The organism is Cryobacterium sp. BB736, from assembly GCF_014980265.1.
Taxonomy (GTDB): domain Bacteria; phylum Actinomycetota; class Actinomycetes; order Actinomycetales; family Microbacteriaceae; genus Terrimesophilobacter.
On record NZ_JABXWQ010000003.1, the window covers coordinates 16,858 to 35,083 of the forward strand.

An 18,226-nucleotide genomic window follows, 5' to 3' on the forward strand; every position below is an offset into this window, starting at 1 on the left:
AATCAGCCGTCGATCACCAGGTCGGCCAGGTCCTGCGGATGCTCCCGCGCAATGAACGCGTCCTCCTGGGCCGCCCAGCGGTCCCAGTGCGGCGCGTAGGTGTCGCCGTCGCGAGCGAGCGCACGCTGCTTGCGCGTCTCGGCATCCAACTCGACCCAGATGCCGAGGGTCGCGAGCGCCCGGTTCTCCCGGGACAGCGCGCCGAACCCCTCGATGATGATCGGCCGGGCGGGGTTCAGTTCGTGCCACTCGGCTGGCTCGTTGGCAAGCCAGTCCCAGCGTCTCCAGCGAGGCCGCTCTGCCGCGAGGATGAAGTCGTGAACGTGTCGGCTGCCCGCCTCCAACCCGTCCCAGCCCGGGTAGAGCTCGTCGAGGCGCACCAGTTGGGCATCCGGCATCGCTTCCAGCAGCCCGTGAGCCACCTTGGTCTTGCCGGATCCGCTCCGACCGTCGATGAGAATCCGATCAACCAGCAATGAAGTTCCACTCCCCTGTCACGACGGCAGCAACGATAGCCGCCGCACCGACCAGGGCGCCGGATGCGACCACCAGCCACTCGGCGGCACCGAACCGCGATTCACGCGCCCAGGTGCGATGAGCTCCGCCGAACGCCCTGGCCTCCATCGCGGTCGCAAGCTTCGTCCCGCGCCGGATGGACAGCACGAGCAGTGCGAACACCTGCCCGGGGATGCGGCGGATCCGCCCGGTGTCGCCGACGCCACGCGCGCGACGCGCGAGCTCGAGATAGCGCCAATCGTCGATGAACAAGCCGACCAGCCGCAGGCCGGCCAGGGCGCCGAGCACGAAGCGGTTGGGCAGTCGCCAGACCTGTGCCAGACCGTCGGCGAGATCCGTCGGGTCGACCGAGCTGAACAGCACCACCGCGGGCAGCCCGATCGCCAGCACGCGCAAGGTCGTGGCCACCGCCAATTCGATCGACCCGTCGCTGATCCGCACCGCCAGGAACTCGACATACACGGTTCCGGATGCCTGCCCGTAGAGCAGGATCGTCAACCCGGTCAGAGGGGCGGCGACCCACACCGGCCAGGTTCGCGCCCAGAACGTTCGCCACCCTGGCCCGATGAACGGGAGTGCGATGCCGGTGAGCAGGAGCGCCGTCGCCGCGGACACCGGATCGATGGTCAGGACGAGGCACGCCGCCAGCAGCAGGGCCGCGGCCAATTTGGCCACCGGGTTCACCCGAGCGAACGCGGTCACAGCGACACCTCCTGATCGGCGAGCGCCTCGACGAACACCCGATCGTGCGTTGCGAACAGCACCGCGCTGCCCTCATCGAGCAGCTCGGCGAGCAACGCCACCTGCTCCCGCCAGGTGCGCGCGTCCTGACCGAACGTCGGCTCGTCGAGCACCAGGAGGCGCGGACGGGTAGCGAGCGCGGTTGCAACACTGAGCCGGCGCTTCTCCCCACCGGACAGCGTGAAGGGGTTTGCCTCGGCCAGATGCTCCAACCGCAACCGCTGCAGCAACTGGTCGACGCGGTCGCGCACCTCGGGCTCCGGCAGCCGCTGCGCCTTCGGCCCGACCTCGAGCTCGGAGCGGACTGTAGACGCGAGGAATTGGTGCTCCGGTTCCTGGAACACCATTCCGATGCGGGTGAGCAGGTCGCGCGACTTCCAGCGGTACGGATGCGGGCCGATACCGGCGCGCAGAGCATCGGATGCCGCCACCTCGCCGGCGACCGACGGCAGCAGCCCGGCAAGGGTGAGCGCGAGCGTGGTCTTCCCGGATCCGTTCGCACCGCTGAGCGCGGTCGCCACGCCCTCGCGCAACTCGAGGTCGATTTCCGAGCGGACCACGGTACCCGCCCGGCCGACGCTGAGCGAGTCGGCGGTGAGCAGCGCCTCCCCCGGTCGCGCGAACCGCTCCGGACTCCAGGCTTCGCGACCGGGCACCCACACGCCGCTCGCGGCGAGCGTTTCGCCGTGGTCGACGAGCACAGCATCGGGGTCCCCGTCGGCAATCACCCCGCCCTCGGGCGAGAGCACGATGACCCGGTCGACGACAGGCAGCCACACGTCGACTCGATGCTCGACGACCACGAGCGTTGCGCCGGTGGCCTCGAGCACCCTGCTCACAGAGTCGCGAACCTCGAGCACGCCGTCCGGGTCCAGGTTCGCGGTCGGCTCATCCAGGAGCAGCAGACCCGGTCGCATCGCGAGCACCCCGGCCAGCGCGAGCCGTTGCTTCTGCCCGCCGGAGAGCGCCGCGGTTGAACGGTCGAGTGCAAGATCGAGGCCGACCGCATCGAGCGCTTCGCCGACCCGGTGCCAGATCTCCTCACGCTCAATCCCAAGGTTTTCGCATCCGAAGGCCACATCGTCGCCGACCCTTGCCATGATGACCTGGGACTCCGGATCCTGCAGCACTAAGCCGACCCTCCCGTGTGCGGGATCCGGTTCGCGGCCGTCGATCGTCAGCTCGCCGTGCTGCTCGCCCTCATCCGCACCGCCGAGCACGCCGGCGAGCGCCGAGAGCAGGGTGGACTTTCCGGCCCCTGATGGCCCGAGCAGCAGAACCCGCTCCCCCGGCCGGATGTCGAGGTCGATACCGTCCACCGCCCACCTCTCGCGGCCGGAGTGTCTCCAACCCCAGCCGCGAGCGGTGACGCGCGCGGGCGCACTCACCCGCGTCGACGCGCTCACACCCGTTTGGCCGACTCACCGGCCGCGAACCGGCTGAGCACTCCCGTCCGGGCGAGCGCACGCATGGCCAGCCACGACAGCAGCCCGGCGATGACTGCACCGCTGATGATCCCGCAGACCGCATAGACCGTGGCGAACAGCGTGTCGGCGCCCGCGTACCAGACGATCAGGTCGTGGATGACCATCGCGAGCCCGGCGCCCATGCCAGCGAGCATCGCGACGTAGACGCGGTAATTGGCGTACAGGAACACCGCGAACACCAGTTCCGCGCCGAGACCCTGCACGACGCCGCTGACCAGCGTGTCTACGCCCCACTGGTTGCCGACCAGCGCCGACACCGTTGCGGCGAGCAGTTCGCCATACAGCGCCGCGCCCGGCTTGCGGATGATGAGCCCCGCGAGCACGCCCGCGAAGAGCCAGAAGCCGTGGCCGAGCGCCTGCAGACCCGGCAGCAGCGCGCCGAGCGGCCCGGTGACGGGCTCGGAGGCGACATTCCAAACCAGGAAGACCGCGCCGGATGCGACGCCGATGACGCTCGCCACCACGATGTCGACCACGCGCCAGCGAAGATTACGGCGGACGACGGGTTGCTTGGTTGTTGAAGTGCTGGTCACTGTTCGTGCCCTTTCAGTGGTTGAAATAGGCACGGGAGTAGAGATTTGGCCCTCCCTGCGCTGGCATTATCCAGATCAGGTTCGACGGTCGAAGCTTCGATCAGCTTCCTCTCAGCCCGGCTCACCGGACTCCCGTGTTCGGCACCCATTCTAGTGCGGATACGGTGGGACGATGGATTTCCGCGTGTTCACAGAGCCCCAGCAGGGTGCGAGCTACGACGATCTGCTCGCCGTCGCGCAAGCGACAGAGCGGCTCGGCTTCGACGGCTTCTTCCGCAGCGACCACTTCCTGTCAATGGGCGGCGACGGGCTGCCAGGGCCGACGGATGCATGGACAACGCTCGCCGGCCTCGCCCGGGAGACCAGTCGCATCCGCCTCGGCACGCTCGTGACCTCGGTCACCTTCCGGCATCCCAGCATCCTCGCGATCCAGGTCGCCGGCGTCGACCAGATGTCCGGCGGCAGGGTCGAACTGGGGCTCGGCACCGGCTGGATGGAGGAGGAGCACACCGCGCTCGGTGTCCCGTTCCCCGCGAAGCGGTTCGGGATGCTCGAAGAGCAGCTCGAGCTGATCACCGGGCTGTGGTCAACGCCGGTCGGCGACCGGTTCTCGTACGAGGGTGAGCACTACCGGTTGCAGAACGCACCCGGGCTGCCCAAGCCCACTCAATCCAGCGTGCCGATCATCGTCGGCGGCGGTGGGCCGAAGCGCACGCCCGCCCTCGCGGCGCGCTTCGCGACCGAGTACAACTCGGTGTTCGTCGACCTGGCTGAGCACCGCGCCCGGATGGCGCGGGTTCGCCAGGCGAGCGAGGCCGCCGAACGCGAGGTGCCGATCCTGTCGATCGGGGGCACCATCGCTGTCGGCGCGAGCACCGCTGACGCCCAGCGCAGGGCGGAGGCCATCGGGCGGGATCTGGACCGGATGCGACCCACTGGGATCGTCGGCACGCCCATCGAGGTTGTCGATCGGCTCGGGGCCTTCGCCGAACTCGGCGTCACTCGCGTCTACCTGCAGCTGCTGGACCTGCAGGACCTGGACCAGCTCGAGTTCTTCGCCACCGAGATCGTCCCGCAGGTCGGGTAGAGCACAGTGCGGCGCGACGAGTTCAAGGCATACAGCGACCGGCTGCTTGCGAGTGTCTCGGACCGGCCGGATGTCATCGGGCTGGTGTTCATGGGTTCAGCAGCTGACCGCTCCCGAGCCGATGAGTGGTCTGACCACGACTTCGCGCTCGTCGTTCAACCGGGCCGCCAGGAGGAGTACAAGCGGAACCTCGACTGGCTGCCAGAGCATGAACGCATCGCGGTGGCCGCACCCGAGCACGAGGGCGGCCGCAAGGTCATCTACGACAACGGTCATGTGCTCGAGTTCGGAGTCGCATCCGTTGACGACCTGGCCGTCTGGCAGGGGAAGACCGCCTTGGTGGTCCTCGATCGCGGTGGAGTGGGCCCGGCGATCGAAGCGATGGTGTCGCGGGAGAGTCCGCGGGAGAGTGTCGACGCCGAGCAGGAGATCCTGCTGTTCATCGCGGTGCTGCTGATCGGGGTCGGCCGGTACCGGAGGGGCGAAAAGCTCATCGCCGGCGAGGGCGTGCGCTCGGTCGCTGTGCGTTCACTGCTGGAGGCGCTGGTGCTGAGGCAACCCGGCATCGGATCGGAGCGGCTCGACGCGTTCGACGTTCTGCGCAGGATCGAGCTGGTGCATCCGGAGTTCGCCGCGCGCGTCGCCGATGCGCAGGAGCGGGACGTCGAGACATGCGCTCGATTGCTGCTCGAACTCGCCGAGGAGGAACTCGCCCCCGGCTGGGACGCCTTCCCACACCGCGGCGCACAGGCGGTCAGGCGCCGGCTCGGCTGGGTCTAGCGCATCGCCTTCACGATGCGAGAGATCGCCCAGCCGACAGCGCACACGAGCGGAATGGACACCGCGAGCAGCGCGACCGGATTGGGCCGGAAACTGGTTGTGGCGCCGCGCGTCACGTAGACGCCGAGCGGCATCGTCGCGCCGCCCCCGCCACCACCGCCCTTGCCGCTCTCCCCACCGCCGCCGAAGCCATAGGTGACCATCGCGATGGGCACCAGCGTCGTGTCTCCCATGACGACGGCTTCACCGTAGGCGAGCTTCACACCGCGCTTGGGCACGGACTCCGCGAGTTCCTCTGCGACTGTTGGCATGACGCAACCGTACGTCCCGCATGCTCAAGACTCGCAGTGAACCTCGAGAATCAAGAACCGGACGGGCGGATGGGTGCCGTCGGCTTCAGCAGCGCAGCTGGACGCAGCGCCCCTCGGCCGAACCGGTCGGCGACGCCGTCGATCGCGCGCTCCGCCTCCCGCCAGCTGTCGTCGGTGTCCCACAGCGCCGGCTGAGCCTCATCACCGGTCAACTGTTCGACGCGCACACCGATGAGCCGCACGGGCCTCCGGTTGTCGAGGGCATCGTAGATCGAGCGCACCTCGTCGTAGATCCGGCGACCGAGGTCGGTCGGATCCGCGAGCGTGCGCGATCGCGTGATGGTCGTGAAATCGGAGAAGCGCAGCTTAAGGGCGACGGTTCGGCCGGCTAGTCCGGCGTCGCGGAGCCGCGCGGCCACCTGAGTCGATTGGCGAAGCAACTCGCGCCGCAGCAGGTCGCCATCCGTGACGTCCGTCTCGAACGTGACTTCGTGCCCGACGCTCTTCTCCACCGAGTTCGTGTCGACCGGCCGCGGGTCGATGCCGTTCGCGAGTTCGTGCAGCTTGCGACCGGATGCCTCGCCGAGCGCCCGCTGCAACGTCGCCAGTGGCGCCGCCGCCACGTCGCCGATGGTGCCGAGGCCGCGGTCCAGAAGCGTCTTCTCGGTGACCGCCCCGACTCCCCATAGTGCACCGACGGGGAGCGGATGCAGGAACGCCAGCGTCTCGTCGCGAGGGATCACCAGCAGCCCGTCAGGCTTGGCACGCCCGGAGGCAAGCTTGGCGACGAACTTGGTCGCCGCAGCTCCGACCGAGCAGGTGAGCCCCGTCTCTGCGAGCACGCGGCCGCGGATCAACTCCGCTGCCTCAGCCGGTGAGCCGATCACCGCGCCCGCGCCGGACACGTCGACGAAGGCCTCGTCGATGCCGAGCCGTTCCACAGTCGGAGAAACGTCGTCGAGGATGGCCATCACCTGCCGCGACAGCGCCCGGTACCGGTCGAAGTGCGGCTCGAGCACGATCGCCTTCGGGCAGAGCTGCAGCGCCCTGGCCAGCGGAATCGCCGAGCGCACCCCGTACTTGCGCGCCGGGTAGTTCGCCGCAGTGACCACCGAGCGCGCCGAATTGTGGGCGACGACCACCGGCTTGTCGGCGAGCTCAGGGTGCTCAAGCAACTCGACAGACGCGAAGAACGCGTCAAGGTCGACGTGCAGGATGGGCGCCGAACTGCTGTCGATGTCCTCGGCGCTGACCTGCCGGTCACTGCCGTCCTGTTTGCCCACGCAATCAGGCTAACCCCGGCGACCGACCGTCAGCGGCCCGGCGCGTGGTCCAGGAAGAGCCTGCGGTTGCGGAGGGTGCGGATGGCCTTGGCGAGCGGGTACACGGCGAAGAAGACGACCATCGGAGCACGCAACAGCGGGTTCATGAGGCCATGTCGCGCGTAGGTGCGCTCGAAGCGCCCGACGTAGTAGCTGTACTCGCGCGGGCTGTCCTCGACTCGGCGGGCCGACATCCCGCTCACCATCGAGCGCACGTAGGCGACGCGCAGCCGGTGCTGCGCGAGGTGGATGGACAAGTCGATGTCCTCGTGCAGTTCATCCTTCTCATCAAGGCAGGTGTCGGCCCGGATGGCCTCCCACGCTTGACGCCGAATCGCCATGTTGCTGCCGAACAGGAAGTGGTAGTCCCGGGACAGGCTCAGGATGACCCGGCGCAGGCGGTCGTCGGCCTTCAGTCCGAACCGTCGAAGTGGCATGTCGTAGTAGAGGACAGGGCCGGTCGCTGCGGCGACCGACTCATCGGCGAATGCCTTCTGGACTTCCTCGACCCAGGTCGGTTCGATGACGGAGTCCGCGTCGATTCGGCCGATCACGTCTCCGGTCGCCGCGTCGAGGCCCGCGTTGCGTGTGGGGATGATGCCCTGCACGTCGTTCTGCTGAACGTAGATGATCGACTGCTGCGGATGCTCCGCTTGCAGCCCCTTCACGATCTCGGCGGTGCGATCGGTCGAGCGATTGTCTACGACGATGATCTCGTGGGCCGGCCTGGTCTGCAGGACAGCAGCCAGCACGCACCCCTTGATCGACGCCTCCTCGTTGTAGGCGGGAATGACGATCGACACTGTCGTTGGGTTCGAGGGCACCGGCTCAGGCTAGCCTGTGGCCGTCCTGAGCCGGTGTCCCCTCGCGGACTCAGACCGAGTTTGCGCGCAACCAGCCGAGCGGCTCGATGGGGCCTCCACCCACGTGAACCTCGAAGTGCAGGTGCGGGCCGGTGCTGACGCCGGTGCTGCCGACTGCGCCGATGACTTGACCGGCCGTGACGCTCTGGCCAACACTGACGGCCATCGAGCCGTGCTGCATGTGTGCGTACATGGTCTCGACCTCCTGGCCGGCCACGACGCTCTTGATGCGCACGTGCACGCCGTATGCGCCACCGGTGTTGGCAGCGGTCACGACGCCGTCGGCGGCGGCCACGATCGGAGCGCCGGCGCCGGGCGTGAAGTCGATGCCCTCATGGTTGGAGCTACAACCGATCGAACATCCGGCTCTGGCACCGAACCCGCTCGTGATGGTCGCACCCGAGCCGACCGGCCAGACGACCTCCGGCGGCGCCTCGGTTGCACCGTAGGTGTCGCGGTGCACGGCCTGCTTCGGAGCCTTCTTGTCGACCTCGACTGCCTGCGGGGCGAGATCCTGCTCCGAGACCTGCTCCATTGGCGTCATGTCGGAAGCGACGACGAGAGCGTCACCGTAGGCCGGCACACCTACTCCGGCACCGACGATCACGGCGAGTGCGACGATGCCGAGGCCGAGTTCCCCGAGGTAGCGCGCCGTGAAATGGCGGACGCCACCCTTGGCGACGCCGCGTCGGCGTCCACTGGGCTTCTGGTTTGCGGCTTTTTCGGGTGTGGCGTGCTTGATGGCGGCACGCATCTTCTCGATCAGCAAGGGGGTAGTTGTGTCTTCCGGGTCAGGCGTCTAGGGAACGCGTGGTGGAACGTCGATGCGGCGGGGCACACGCGGCGCACGGAACTCGGGGGGCGAGCATCCGGGCACCTGTCCAGGTCGACCAGTCGGCGGATCAAACACGCCAACACTCAACCCGCGAGGAGAAGTGCCAGAAACGATCCTGATTGCCGAACCTCCGCGCTACCTGAGTAACTTGCGAACCGTTCTCAAGAGGGAACGTTCTACCTACGCCGCGCAGGGGCCGCTACTTGCCCGTCATTGCAGGGATCTCCGGATGTGAGCACGGTCCGTGAAGCGGACGAAAACGCCCGAAAATTTTCGAGTTTGCGCTGTAGCCGCTAGTTCTCTAGCAGCGAATAAGGCGTAGCTCGCGAGATCAAGAGCAGTTCGACGCCCTCGCTGTGGAGCAGAGGCACGAGTTCATGCTCGCCGCATTCGATCACTGCTCGGGCTCGCTTCAGGAAGATCCGCGCCATCTCCGGCTTGCATTGGAAACGCCGTCCGCCGTACTGAATCACGGCCGTCAGTCCCGCATTCCCCACGGAGGTCACGGCTGCGGGCTGAGTTATCGGTCCAGTCGCCAGCGCCGCGGCTGACTTCGACTGCTCCCCTGACCTGGACACAAGCGAACCTGCTCCCCTACAAACGCCCGACTGTTGAGGCCGATGCTAGGGTGGCGGCCCGCTGCCGACGCCTGCTTCCCATGAACTTCACGGGGTATCCGGATGAATAGCTGGCTTAGAAGAGGGTGGGCTGGGATTCCAGGTGCGCGGCCATGCCCGGCGGCAGCTCCTCTGCGATGAGGGAGCGCTCACCGTCGTCGCCTCGGAGCATCCCGAGAGCGCTCGATCGCACCCCACCGGTTGAGGCATCGGTTCTGCCGCGATCGAGGCCGTGCGCGCGGATCAGCGGACGGATGCGCGCGGCGAGCCACTTGCGGTAGCCGGTGGGCGCGTATGCCTTGTCGCCGTAGAGCGCGACGTAGCGTGCGACGAGCTCCGGATGCTCGCGCTCAAGCCACTGCATGAACCATTCCTTGGTGAACGGCCTCAAGTGCAGCGCGGTGTAGAGCACCGAACTGGCACCGGCCGCCTTCGCCTGGCGAAGTGCGAGGTCGAGATGCTCCTTGCTGTCGGTGAGGAACGGGAGGATCGGCATCATGAACACCGAGCACTCCAGACCCGCCTCGCGCACCGCGGTGACGGTCGCGAGCCGCGCTTTCGCCGTCGGAGTTCCCGGTTCGACCGATTGCTGCAGTTCGTCGTCGTAGATCGCGATCGACATCGCGAGGTCGACCGGCACCACCCTGCTGGCTTCCGCAAGCAGCGGAAGGTCGCGCCGCAGCAGCGTTCCCTTGGTCAGGATCGACAGCGGGGTTCCGCTGGCGGCGAGCGAGGAGATGATCCCGGGCATGAGCCGGTAGCGGCCCTCTGCCCGCTGGTAGGGATCCGTGTTGGTGCCGAGGGCGACAGGATGCCTCCCCCAGGTCGGCTTCGAAAGTTCCTTCGCGAGCACCTCGGCAACGTTGACCTTGACGATGATCTGCGTGTCGAAGTCGTCGCCGGCATCCAGGTCGAGGTAGCGGTGCGTTGGCCGCGCGAAGCAGTAGGTGCAGCGGTGCAGGCAGCCGCGCATCGGGTTGATGGTCCATCCGAACGGCATCGCCGTCTGTTTCGGGATGTGGTTGAGCGCGCTCTTTGCCAGCACCTCGTAGAACGTCACGCCGTCGAAGTCGGGTGTGCGAACCGTGCGCACCAGGTTGTTCAGGCGCGCGAGACCCGGAAGGGCATCCGGCTGCTCCTGGTCGATCTGCTGGCCGCTCCACCGCATTCCCCTATTCGAACATATGTTCGACCGAGATGCAAGTGTGCAGCGCTCATTCGGTGCGTTCGACCGGCTCCGGCACCTGATCGAGGGGATGCGCGAGCTCGTCCTTCGGCATTCGGAAGATGACGATCGTCAGCACCGCCAGCGCCACCGGCGCCAGTCCCGCAATCAGGAACACCGGAGCGTTGCCGATCGCGACGCCGACGGGTCCGGCGAGGGCCATCGAGATGGGCATGAACACGAGCGAGACGAAGAAGTCCAGGCTCGAAACCCGCCCGAGCATGGCGGACGGCACGCGGCGCTGCAACAGGGTTCCCCACACGACACTCGCCGCCGAGTAGGAGAAGCCGACGATGAACATCGCGGCGATGATCAGCCACAGTTGCTGGGCGAAGCCGATGATCGCCAACGGTGCGCCACCCGCACCCCACAGCAGCACCATGATCGTCAGGTAACGTCGCGGCAAGCGCAGCGACGCCACGATGAGCGACCCGACCGCGCCGCCGATCCCGAACGACGCGAGCGCGAGCGCGTAAGATGCCGCGGCATCGTCCGCGCCGACGACGTCGCGGATTGCGAAGGGCAGCAGCACCTCGATCGGCCCCATGATCAGGAACACCAGCACGCTCGCGTACAGCAGCGTGCCGAACAGCCACGGCGTGCGGACCATGTAGACGAAGCCTGCACCGAGATCGGAGAGCATTGAGCGAACCGGATGCCCGTCCCGCGGCTCTCGCTCGACCGGGATGTGGCGCATGATGACGAGGCCGCCGACCGCGAGCGCCTGGGACGCGGCAACCACGGCGAACGCCACACCGGGCGAGAAAACGGCGATGATCGCGCTTGCAACGGCCGGGCCGGCCGCCTGCATGATGACGGGCCGAAGCATCCCCTCGACACCGTTCGCCGCCAGGAGGAATTCGTCCGGGAGCACCGATGGGAGGAGCGCCGAATACGCCGGGTAGAAGAAGCCGTCGGCGCAGCCGAGGACCGTCGCGATGACGACCAGGTGCCAGAGTTCAAGGTTGCCAGTGAGCGACAGCGTCGCGGCGACCGCGGCACCTGCGGTGCGAGTCGATTCGACCGCGACGAGGATGGTGCGGCGCGGGACCCGGTCGGCGACCACTCCACCGAACAGCACCGCGGCGACGAGCCCGAGTGATGAGCCCAGCACGACCCAGGAGAGCTCCACCGGGCCGCCGCCAAGATCGATGACCTGGAAGACGACCGCGATCAGCCACACGCCCGTGCCGAACATGGAAAGCGTCAGCGCGGCGACCAGGATGCGGTACTGCGCGACAAGGAACGGTTTCGCTGCGTTGGGGATTCTCATGGGCTCTCCCGCTCGGCCCCTCGACGATGGTCCGCACGTGGCGACTGCTACCCGTCAAGCCTTGCACCAGCCACCGACAAGGGAAAAGGGAAGCAGGGATTTGCCGCAAAACTTTTCCCGCTTATTGTGGTTATAACCACTCGGTTATATGCTGAGGGGCATGCACGCGCTCGACGTTCTCGGAGACCCGGTGCGCCGGCGGCTCGTCGAACTCCTCGCGAGCGGGGACCAGTCGGCTGGCGAAGTGTCGCGCGTTGTCGAGAGCGAATTCGGCATCAGCCAGCCCGCGGTGGCCAAGCATCTGCGAGTTCTGCGCGAAGCGGGCTTCGTGCGCGTGCGGCCAGAGGGATCGCGTCGCATCTACCGGCTCGACGAGCGCGTGATCACCCAACTGCAGGACCAGGCCGACCGCTACCGGACGCTCTGGAACCAACGTCTCGACGCCCTCGAGACCGAGATCGCGCGAGGCAAGCGCGAGAGAAGGACAGCACAATGACCAGGATTTTCGGCGACCTGACCACAGCAGCGAACGGGTTCGATCTCGAATTCGTCAGACTGTTCGACACCGATGTGGCCGACGTCTGGTCCGCGGTGACCGACCCGGAACGGCTTGCCCGCTGGATGGCGCCGTACCGCGGCGAACTCCGGCTCGGCGGTACCTGGGAAGGGCTGAGCGACGACGGAAGCGTGTGGGTCACCGGCACCGTCTCTGCGTGTGACCCACCGCACACCTTCACGACGACCTGGCATGCGATCGAGGAGCAGCCGACCGAGCTCACCGTGACGGTCGACGAGACGCCGGATGGCGCCAGAATGAGGCTTGTGCACACCAGCGTGCAGTCGATCGACTATGGGCCGGGCTGGCAGACCTATCTCGAGCGGCTCGACGACCTGCTTGGCGCTGCCGCCGCATCCGTCACGGATCCGGAGCGCACACCGGGCGTCGACTGGGACGAACGGTACGCGAAGCTCCGTGAGCCATGGCGACAGCAGTTCGACGCGCTCCGCGCTGACCGCTGAACGAGCCGGGACCGCCAGTCACGCTGCCACCAGCTCCCGCACCCGCGGGATGACCTCGTTGCCGTACAAGTCGATGCTCGACATCAACAGTTCGTGCGGCATCGAGCCGTTGGAGTACTTGAGGTCGAAACGTGACAGTCCGAGCCCCTTGACCGCTCGCGCGATCTTCTGGGCGACCGTCTCTGGTGAGCCCACGAACAGGGCACCGCTCTTCGCCTCGTTCTCGTACTCCGGGCGGGTGACCGGCGGCCAGCCGCGTTCGGCGCCGATGCGGTCGCGGTTCTTCTTGAAGTGCGGGTAGAGCTCCTCGAGCGCATCCTCGTCGGTCTTGCCGACATGCCCGGGCGAGTGTGCGCCGATCGGCAGCTCTGGCCTGCCGAATTGGCCGAGTGCGCGCTTGTACAGGCCGACGAACGGTTCGAAGCGCAGAGGGTCACCGCCGATGATGGCCAGCATGAGCGGGAAGCCATAATGCGCGGCGCGCACGACCGACTCCGGTGTACCGCCAACGCCGACCCAGGTGGTGATGCTGCCGGACTCGGCCGGCGGGAATACCAGTTGGTCGGTGAGCGGTGCGCGCACCGAACCCGACCAGGAGACGGGGCCACCCTTCAACAGCTCGGCAAATAGTTCGATCTTCTCCTCGAACAGCCGCTCGTAGTCGGCCAGCTTGAAGCCGAACAGCGGGAACGACTCGGTGAACGAGCCGCGCCCGATGATGACCTCTGCCCGTCCGTTCGACACCGCGTCGAGGGTGGAGAACCGTTCGAAGACCCGCACCGGGTCGTCTGAACTCAGCACGGTCACCGCCGAGCCGAGTCGGATGTGCGACGTGCGGCTCGCTATCGCCGACAGCACCATCTCTGGCGATGACACTGCGAAGTCGTCGCGGTGGTGCTCCCCCACCCCGATGAAGTCGATGCCCAGCGAGTCGGCGAACACACCCTGCTCGACGATGTTCCGGATGGTCTGGGCGTGGCTGATCGGGTCGCCATCGACGTCGAGAGTGACATCTCCGAACGTGTCGAGGCCGAGTTGCAGTTGCTGGGTCACGGGGGTGGCCTTCCGCTGAGTGTGCGAACGAATCTAACCCCAGAACGGTGTGCCGACCATGAGTATTCCGTCAGGCGTGTCCCAGCGTCCGCGCCTAACTTCGCAGCATGACCGAACGCGATGAGAAAGAGCAGCTCGAGAAGGACATGGCGTACACGCCTGGGAGCGAAAGCGAGACGCAGGAACGTCAGGAGAGTCCAGCCTCCAGCCGCGCGACTGACGACCCTGAGATCGACGAGGGTGACGTCAACCTACTGCCCGGCACGGGGGGTCCGGACGACGTCGGCGATGTCGAGGTGGATCCGGAGGACCTCAACCTACCCGGACGACGTCAGAATCCGACGGAATGAGCACCCACAGCACGATGTAGGCGACCACTTGCGGGCCCGGGAGCAGGATGCTGAGCGCGGTAAGCATGCGCACAGCCGTCACCTTCCATCCGAAGCGGCGGGCGATCGCTGCACAGACTCCGGCGATGACCCGATCGGTGCGTGGTCTGCTGAGTGTTGTCATGCTTCAACCCTCACGCAGGAGGCCGTGCGGCGCCATCGGGGAAACCCCCGATTCTCGACTCGGGGACAGGGCGAGGGTAGCCTCGAAGACACAGAAGCCCTAGTGCTTCCGACGGAGGGAGTGCCGTATGCCCAACAAGTCACCGAAGAAGGGCGCGAACACGAAGACCGCTGCTTCGAAGTCCTTGAAAGAGAAGCGCGCCGACAAGAAGGCGAAGGCTTCCAAGAGGACCGGCGAGTAACGGTCTATCCAACAAGCGCATTCGAAGAGCCGGGCCCCGCGGGCCCGGCTCTTTCGCGTGCGGCCGGCTAGGCTGCGACGCCAGCCGCCAGCAGTTCGTCGAGACGCTCGTAGCCTTCGGACAGGCCCGTCTCCATGCCACTGGCAGCCATCCCGTCGCGCGCTTCCTGCGTCGGGTAGACCGAGTGTCCGACGAGACGCGTGCGTCCGTTTCCGAGATCCTCGAACCTCATCGACTCGATGCTCACGACATCCGGGTAGCCCTCGAACTCAAAGGTCTGGATAGCGAACTCGTTCGGACGTACGACGTGGAAGACGCCGTTGAATACGTACTCCTCGCCATTGGCCTTGTGGATGTAGCGGTAGCTGCCGCCGGTGCGGAAGTCGAACCGCTCCACGGTCATCTCGTACCCGCGCGGGCCGAGCCATTGCTTGATGAGCTTGGGATCCGAGTGGGCGCGGAACACCGCCTCTACCGGCGCGTCGAATTCGCGCTCGAAGTCGATGAACGGCACGCCCTCGGGCACGTCGAGCTTCAGTGCGTTGCTCATTTCAGTTCTCCTTGATGGTCTCCAACAGGGCGTCGAGTGTGCGATAGCGCCGCTCGGCGTCCAGCCGGTACTTGTCGATCCAGCCGGTGAGCTCCTCGAGCCCGGCCGGGTCAAGGTGAGCCGGGCGGCGCTGACCGTCTCGACTCCGGGTGATCAGCCCAGCGTTCTCGAGCACCTGGATGTGCTTGGAGACCGCTTGCTTCGTGATGTCGAACGGTTCGGCGAGCTCGTTGACCGTCGCCGGTCCGCGAGACAACCGCGCAACGATTCCGCGTCGCACGGGATCCGCGAGGGCCAGGAACGCCCGGTCCAGCCACTCGTCTCTGTCGCTCGTCATCGTCAACCAATTCATTTATCAACCATTTGGTTGAATATAGACTAGAACGACATTTCCGTGCTGTCAACAGTTGCGACAAGCAAGATGGGTGGATGCACGGTTACACCGCAAACCAGATCCGGACCGCTGAAAAGCCACTTCTGAAGCACGGCGTTCCCCTGATGGCGCGCGCCGCGGCGGGTCTCGCGCGGGAGCTCCGCGCGCTGCTTCCGGATGGCGGTGGTCGCATCCTCGTGCTTGCCGGGTCGGGAGACAACGGTGGCGATGCACTGTTCGCGGCGGCCGAGCTGGCGTCGGACGGCGCCGACGTGTCGGTGATCCAAACCGGCAGCACGATGCACGAACGCGCTGCCGCCGCTGCGATGGTCGCGGGCGCAAACGTCATCGAGCCGCGAATGGCCGCTCAGGCCGCGGAGGTCTCCGATGTCGTTCTCGACGGCATCCTCGGCACCGGGGCCAGCCGCTCCCCCGCGCTGCGCGACACCGCGCGTGAGGTGGTCGCCTTGGTGCTGCCGGTGCTCGCCCAGCCGAAGCGGCCGCTCGTCGTCGCCGTCGACATCCCGAGCGGCATCCACCCGGATGACGGCTCCGTCCCGGACCCGACAGTGCTGCCAGCGGACGTCACCGTGACCTTCGGCGGGTGCAAGGCCGGGCTGCTGCTCGATCCCGCTTCCCGGCTCGCGGGGCGGATTGTGCTCGTGGACATCGGTCTGGGCCCAGCACTCGGGGGGGTCGAGCCGGCGGTGACGACGCCCGATCGGTGAGCGCCTACTCTCCCGCGGGCCACTCCGGCTCAACCCACTGCACCAACTGAAGGATCACGCCGTTCGGATCGAGCACTTGGAAGTAGCGCTCGCCCCACGGCTCGGTCTCGATCGGTGTCGCTATCTCAACCACGTCCTTGAGCCGCTCCCATTGGGCATCTATGTCGTCGACGACGAACACGATCAGGATGCCGTCGCGAGCGACCCCCGCGTGCGACGCAGGCTTGAAGCTGCCGAGGCCGGCGTCGAGAAAGATGACGTTCATGGCGGCATCCGAACGACTCAGCGACACGAAGCCATTCGACGACATGTCCACATCGAATCCGAAGTACTGCTGGAGAAAGTCACCCGAGGTCGCCGCGTCAGGGACGTTCAGGGAGATGGCGGAAGCGGTGATCTGCATGATGCAGTAAAGCAGTGTGCGCCGAGAATCATGCCGGGTAGGTTTCGAGACGATCGCTGCGCGATCCCCGGGCCAGCGAAATCCGGTGTCGATTGGCTGCACGCTCAATCGTCATAGGGGTATGTCGGTCACACCGCGTGGCCGCTACGGTACGAGAAGAAGGGCAGACAGATGCGCTACTCACTGATCATGCACTACCCCGAGATGACTGAGGCCGACCTCGGCACTGAGGCGATGAACGAGGGCAAGGCGGCCTTCGATGACTACGCCAAGGCGCTCAATGAGGCCGGCGTGCTGCTGGCGGCCGAGGTGCTCCAGCAGTCAGCCAGCACAACGACGCTAACCGCGCGCGACGGCGCGCTGAAGGTCCAGGACGGCCCGTTCGCCGACACCAAGGAGCAACTGGGCGGGATCTTCCTGATCGATGTTCCGGACCTCGATGCCGCACTCGCCTGGGCCGAGAAATGCCCGGCCGCGTATTACGGCACGATCGAGATCCGACCGACCGCAGTGCACTTCGAAGACGGGGCATGGCACGGGACGATCTGACCGCGAAGGCGCGGGCGGAAGTGGTCGCCCGCGCTTCGTACGGTCGCCTGCTCGCGCTGCTCGCCGCGCGCACCGGCGACATCCCCGGAGCTGAGGATGCGCTGGGCGACGCGTTCGTGCAGGCGCTCAGCACGTGGCCGGCGAGCGGCGTCCCCGCCAACCCGGAGGGATGGCTGATGACCGTCGCACGTAACCGGCAGCGGGACCGCGCGAAGTCCGCAGCCGAGCGCACCTCCGCGCCGCTGGCCGCGGAACCCCAGGTCTTCGACGAGGTCGATCCGGATGCCATCCCCGACAAACGGCTTGAACTCATGTTCGTGTGCGCTCACCCCGCAGTCGACCCCGGCATCCGCACGCCGTTGATGCTGCAGACCGTTCTCGGGTTCGAAGCGGAGCAGATCGCGCGTGCGTTCGCGATGCCGACAGGGACTATGGCGCAACGCCTGGTGCGCGCCAAGCGGCGCATCCGGGATGCGAGGATCCCGTTCGTCGTCCCCACCCGCGCCGACATGCCCGAGCGGCTGCCCGCTGTGCTCGAAGCGATCTACGGCGCGTACGCGATCGACTGGCTCTTGGTCTCCGGCGAACGGGAATCGCTGGCCGCCGAGTCGCTGTACCTGGCCTCAACGCTCGCGACGCTGCTCGACGACGAACCGGAAGCGTACGGGCTGGCCGCCCTGATCGCGTTCTCGTTCTCGCGGGCCCGGGCACGCACCGGCGCGGACGGCCGCTTTGTGCCGCTCGAGGAGCAGGATACGACCCGGTGGGATGCGACCCTCATCGCACGCGGCGACGACTGGCTCAGGCGAGCCGCACGGGCGCAGCGCCTCGGCCGATTCCAGCTCGAGGCGGCGATCCAGGCGGTGCACGCGGCACGCGCTCGCACCGGCCTGACCGACTGGTGGGCGCTCCGGACCCTCTACACGGCGCTCGTAGAACTCACTCCGACGCTCGGTGCCCGAGTCTCCCTGGCCGCAACGATCGGGACACTCGATGGTCCGGATGCCGGGCTCGCTGCCCTCGAGGCGATTGAAGGTGCCGAACGGTTCCAACCGGCCTGGGCGACCCGCGCGCACCTGCTGGCCGAAGCGGGGGCGACTCGCGAGGCATCCGCCGCCTACGAGAAAGCCATCTCGTTGACGACCGAGTCTGCGTTGCGGGCACACCTGACTGAGAAAGCGACCCGACTCTCGCCCAACGGCTGAC

Annotated in this window: 23 protein-coding genes and 1 riboswitch; of the genes, 8 read left to right on the forward strand and 15 right to left on the reverse strand. The window is 67.1% G+C overall.

Annotated elements, in window-relative coordinates:
• Positions 1-2 precede the first annotated feature (2 nt).
• The 4 genes from IRG63_RS08195 to IRG63_RS08210 form a co-directional block, all read right to left on the reverse strand.
• Positions 3-476 (reverse strand): ATP-binding protein, encoded by a 474-nt coding sequence (locus IRG63_RS08195; RefSeq protein WP_168626787.1) that lies wholly within the window; start codon positions 474-476, stop codon positions 3-5.
• Positions 466-1,218, reverse strand: a complete 753-nt coding sequence (locus IRG63_RS08200; protein ID WP_168626786.1) for an energy-coupling factor transporter transmembrane component T — start codon at positions 1,216-1,218, stop codon at positions 466-468. Before IRG63_RS08200 ends, IRG63_RS08195 begins: the two co-directional genes overlap by 11 nt.
• Complete coding sequence (locus tag IRG63_RS08205; RefSeq protein WP_168626785.1) at positions 1,215-2,576, reverse strand: ABC transporter ATP-binding protein; 1,362 nt, start codon at positions 2,574-2,576, stop codon at positions 1,215-1,217. Before IRG63_RS08205 ends, IRG63_RS08200 begins: the two co-directional genes overlap by 4 nt.
• Before the next feature lie 83 nt (positions 2,577-2,659).
• The gene (locus IRG63_RS08210) at positions 2,660-3,220 is read right to left on the reverse strand and encodes an ECF transporter S component (protein WP_349236157.1); all 561 of its coding nucleotides are present in this window, start codon (positions 3,218-3,220) and stop codon (positions 2,660-2,662) included.
• A 92-nt stretch (positions 3,221-3,312) separates the two neighbouring features.
• Positions 3,313-3,423: riboswitch (TPP riboswitch) on the reverse strand.
• A 26-nt stretch (positions 3,424-3,449) separates the two neighbouring features.
• On the opposite strand from IRG63_RS08210, the gene IRG63_RS08215 reads away from it, so the two are divergent.
• Together IRG63_RS08215 and IRG63_RS08220 are read left to right on the forward strand one after the other, a co-directional pair.
• A complete protein-coding gene (locus tag IRG63_RS08215) occupies positions 3,450-4,364 on the forward strand; it encodes an LLM class F420-dependent oxidoreductase (RefSeq protein WP_193509827.1) in 915 nt (304 codons plus the stop codon).
• Between the two features lie 6 nt (positions 4,365-4,370).
• Positions 4,371-5,144, forward strand: coding sequence for a hypothetical protein (locus tag IRG63_RS08220; RefSeq protein ID WP_168626782.1), 774 nt, complete (start codon positions 4,371-4,373; stop codon positions 5,142-5,144).
• On the opposite strand, the gene IRG63_RS08225 is transcribed toward IRG63_RS08220, so the two are convergent.
• The 6 genes from IRG63_RS08225 to IRG63_RS08250 all read right to left on the reverse strand — a co-directional run bounded on the left by IRG63_RS08225 (position 5,141) and on the right by IRG63_RS08250 (position 11,590).
• Complete coding sequence (locus IRG63_RS08225) at positions 5,141-5,455, reverse strand: hypothetical protein (protein ID WP_193509828.1); 315 nt, start codon at positions 5,453-5,455, stop codon at positions 5,141-5,143. The genes IRG63_RS08220 and IRG63_RS08225 overlap by 4 nt on opposite strands.
• 50 nt (positions 5,456-5,505) lie before the next feature.
• On the reverse strand, positions 5,506-6,738 hold the full coding sequence (gene dinB, locus IRG63_RS08230) for a DNA polymerase IV (RefSeq protein ID WP_193509829.1): 1,233 nt from the start codon (positions 6,736-6,738) through the stop codon (positions 5,506-5,508).
• 29 nt (positions 6,739-6,767) lie between these two features.
• Positions 6,768-7,601, reverse strand: a complete 834-nt coding sequence (locus tag IRG63_RS08235) for a glycosyltransferase family 2 protein (protein WP_349236156.1) — start codon at positions 7,599-7,601, stop codon at positions 6,768-6,770.
• Positions 7,602-7,650: 49 nt separating this feature from the next.
• A complete protein-coding gene (locus tag IRG63_RS08240) occupies positions 7,651-8,409 on the reverse strand; it encodes a M23 family metallopeptidase (protein ID WP_227411973.1) in 759 nt (252 codons plus the stop codon).
• A 759-nt stretch (positions 8,410-9,168) separates the two neighbouring features.
• Positions 9,169-10,260: an Rv2578c family radical SAM protein gene (locus IRG63_RS08245; protein ID WP_193509830.1), complete on the reverse strand. Its 1,092-nt coding sequence runs from the start codon at positions 10,258-10,260 to the stop codon at positions 9,169-9,171.
• Positions 10,261-10,306: 46 nt separating this feature from the next.
• On the reverse strand, positions 10,307-11,590 hold the full coding sequence (locus IRG63_RS08250; RefSeq protein ID WP_193509831.1) for an MFS transporter: 1,284 nt from the start codon (positions 11,588-11,590) through the stop codon (positions 10,307-10,309).
• 160 nt (positions 11,591-11,750) lie between these two features.
• Here IRG63_RS08250 and IRG63_RS08255 point away from each other — a divergent pair, with 160 nt between their 5' ends.
• Together IRG63_RS08255 and IRG63_RS08260 are read left to right on the forward strand one after the other, a co-directional pair.
• Positions 11,751-12,086, forward strand: a complete 336-nt coding sequence (locus tag IRG63_RS08255; protein ID WP_168626777.1) for a helix-turn-helix transcriptional regulator — start codon at positions 11,751-11,753, stop codon at positions 12,084-12,086.
• Positions 12,083-12,610: an SRPBCC family protein gene (locus IRG63_RS08260; protein WP_168626776.1), complete on the forward strand. Its 528-nt coding sequence runs from the start codon at positions 12,083-12,085 to the stop codon at positions 12,608-12,610. Before IRG63_RS08255 ends, IRG63_RS08260 begins: the two co-directional genes overlap by 4 nt.
• Positions 12,611-12,628: 18 nt before the next feature.
• On the opposite strand, the gene IRG63_RS08265 is transcribed toward IRG63_RS08260, so the two are convergent.
• Positions 12,629-13,663 carry an LLM class flavin-dependent oxidoreductase gene (locus IRG63_RS08265; protein ID WP_193509832.1) on the reverse strand — a complete coding sequence of 345 codons (1,035 nt, stop codon included), beginning with the start codon at positions 13,661-13,663 and terminating at the stop codon, positions 12,629-12,631.
• 107 nt (positions 13,664-13,770) lie between these two features.
• On the opposite strand from IRG63_RS08265, the gene IRG63_RS08270 reads away from it, so the two are divergent.
• The gene (locus tag IRG63_RS08270) at positions 13,771-14,013 is read left to right on the forward strand and encodes a hypothetical protein (RefSeq protein WP_168626774.1); all 243 of its coding nucleotides are present in this window, start codon (positions 13,771-13,773) and stop codon (positions 14,011-14,013) included.
• On the opposite strand, the gene IRG63_RS08275 is transcribed toward IRG63_RS08270, so the two are convergent.
• From IRG63_RS08275 to IRG63_RS08285, 3 genes are all read right to left on the reverse strand, one after another.
• Entirely contained in the window at positions 13,976-14,176 is a 201-nt protein-coding gene (locus tag IRG63_RS08275) for a PspC domain-containing protein (protein ID WP_193509833.1), read from the reverse strand. The two genes, IRG63_RS08270 and IRG63_RS08275, sit on opposite strands and share 38 nt — an antisense overlap.
• A 308-nt stretch (positions 14,177-14,484) precedes the next feature.
• Positions 14,485-14,967, reverse strand: a complete 483-nt coding sequence (locus IRG63_RS08280; RefSeq protein WP_193509834.1) for an SRPBCC family protein — start codon at positions 14,965-14,967, stop codon at positions 14,485-14,487.
• 1 nt (position 14,968) lies between these two features.
• Positions 14,969-15,304 carry a helix-turn-helix transcriptional regulator gene (locus tag IRG63_RS08285; protein WP_193509835.1) on the reverse strand — a complete coding sequence of 112 codons (336 nt, stop codon included), beginning with the start codon at positions 15,302-15,304 and terminating at the stop codon, positions 14,969-14,971.
• Positions 15,305-15,396: 92 nt separating this feature from the next.
• On the opposite strand from IRG63_RS08285, the gene IRG63_RS08290 reads away from it, so the two are divergent.
• Positions 15,397-16,068, forward strand: a complete 672-nt coding sequence (locus IRG63_RS08290) for an NAD(P)H-hydrate epimerase (protein ID WP_193509836.1) — start codon at positions 15,397-15,399, stop codon at positions 16,066-16,068.
• A 4-nt stretch (positions 16,069-16,072) separates the two neighbouring features.
• On the opposite strand, the gene IRG63_RS08295 is transcribed toward IRG63_RS08290, so the two are convergent.
• Positions 16,073-16,471 carry a VOC family protein gene (locus IRG63_RS08295; protein WP_193509837.1) on the reverse strand — a complete coding sequence of 133 codons (399 nt, stop codon included), beginning with the start codon at positions 16,469-16,471 and terminating at the stop codon, positions 16,073-16,075.
• A 171-nt stretch (positions 16,472-16,642) separates the two neighbouring features.
• Between IRG63_RS08295 and IRG63_RS08300 the strand changes: the two genes are divergently transcribed.
• Together IRG63_RS08300 and IRG63_RS08305 are read left to right on the forward strand one after the other, a co-directional pair.
• A complete protein-coding gene (locus IRG63_RS08300) occupies positions 16,643-17,020 on the forward strand; it encodes a YciI family protein (RefSeq protein WP_168626769.1) in 378 nt (125 codons plus the stop codon).
• Positions 17,002-18,225 carry an RNA polymerase sigma factor gene (locus IRG63_RS08305; protein ID WP_193509838.1) on the forward strand — a complete coding sequence of 408 codons (1,224 nt, stop codon included), beginning with the start codon at positions 17,002-17,004 and terminating at the stop codon, positions 18,223-18,225. Before IRG63_RS08300 ends, IRG63_RS08305 begins: the two co-directional genes overlap by 19 nt.
• The last annotated feature ends 1 nt before the right edge of the window (position 18,226 follow it).

Excerpts from the sequence above, each read along its gene's own strand:
- IRG63_RS08215 (WP_193509827.1), top strand. The coding sequence starts at position 3,450 with ATGGATTTCCGCGTGTTCACAGAGCCCCAGCAGGGTGCGAGCTACGAC.
- IRG63_RS08225 (WP_193509828.1), bottom strand. The coding sequence starts at position 5,455 with ATGCCAACAGTCGCAGAGGAACTCGCGGAGTCCGTGCCCAAGCGCGGT.
- IRG63_RS08245 (WP_193509830.1), bottom strand. The coding sequence starts at position 10,260 with ATGCGGTGGAGCGGCCAGCAGATCGACCAGGAGCAGCCGGATGCCCTT.
- IRG63_RS08250 (WP_193509831.1), bottom strand. The coding sequence starts at position 11,590 with ATGAGAATCCCCAACGCAGCGAAACCGTTCCTTGTCGCGCAGTACCGC.
- IRG63_RS08255 (WP_168626777.1), top strand. The coding sequence starts at position 11,751 with ATGCACGCGCTCGACGTTCTCGGAGACCCGGTGCGCCGGCGGCTCGTC.
- IRG63_RS08260 (WP_168626776.1), top strand. The coding sequence starts at position 12,083 with ATGACCAGGATTTTCGGCGACCTGACCACAGCAGCGAACGGGTTCGAT.
- IRG63_RS08270 (WP_168626774.1), top strand. The coding sequence starts at position 13,771 with ATGACCGAACGCGATGAGAAAGAGCAGCTCGAGAAGGACATGGCGTAC.
- IRG63_RS08275 (WP_193509833.1), bottom strand. The coding sequence starts at position 14,176 with ATGACAACACTCAGCAGACCACGCACCGATCGGGTCATCGCCGGAGTC.
- IRG63_RS08280 (WP_193509834.1), bottom strand. The coding sequence starts at position 14,967 with ATGAGCAACGCACTGAAGCTCGACGTGCCCGAGGGCGTGCCGTTCATC.
- IRG63_RS08285 (WP_193509835.1), bottom strand. The coding sequence starts at position 15,304 with ATGACGAGCGACAGAGACGAGTGGCTGGACCGGGCGTTCCTGGCCCTC.
- IRG63_RS08290 (WP_193509836.1), top strand. The coding sequence starts at position 15,397 with ATGCACGGTTACACCGCAAACCAGATCCGGACCGCTGAAAAGCCACTT.
- IRG63_RS08295 (WP_193509837.1), bottom strand. The coding sequence starts at position 16,471 with ATGCAGATCACCGCTTCCGCCATCTCCCTGAACGTCCCTGACGCGGCG.
- IRG63_RS08300 (WP_168626769.1), top strand. The coding sequence starts at position 16,643 with ATGCGCTACTCACTGATCATGCACTACCCCGAGATGACTGAGGCCGAC.
- IRG63_RS08305 (WP_193509838.1), top strand. The coding sequence starts at position 17,002 with ATGGCACGGGACGATCTGACCGCGAAGGCGCGGGCGGAAGTGGTCGCC.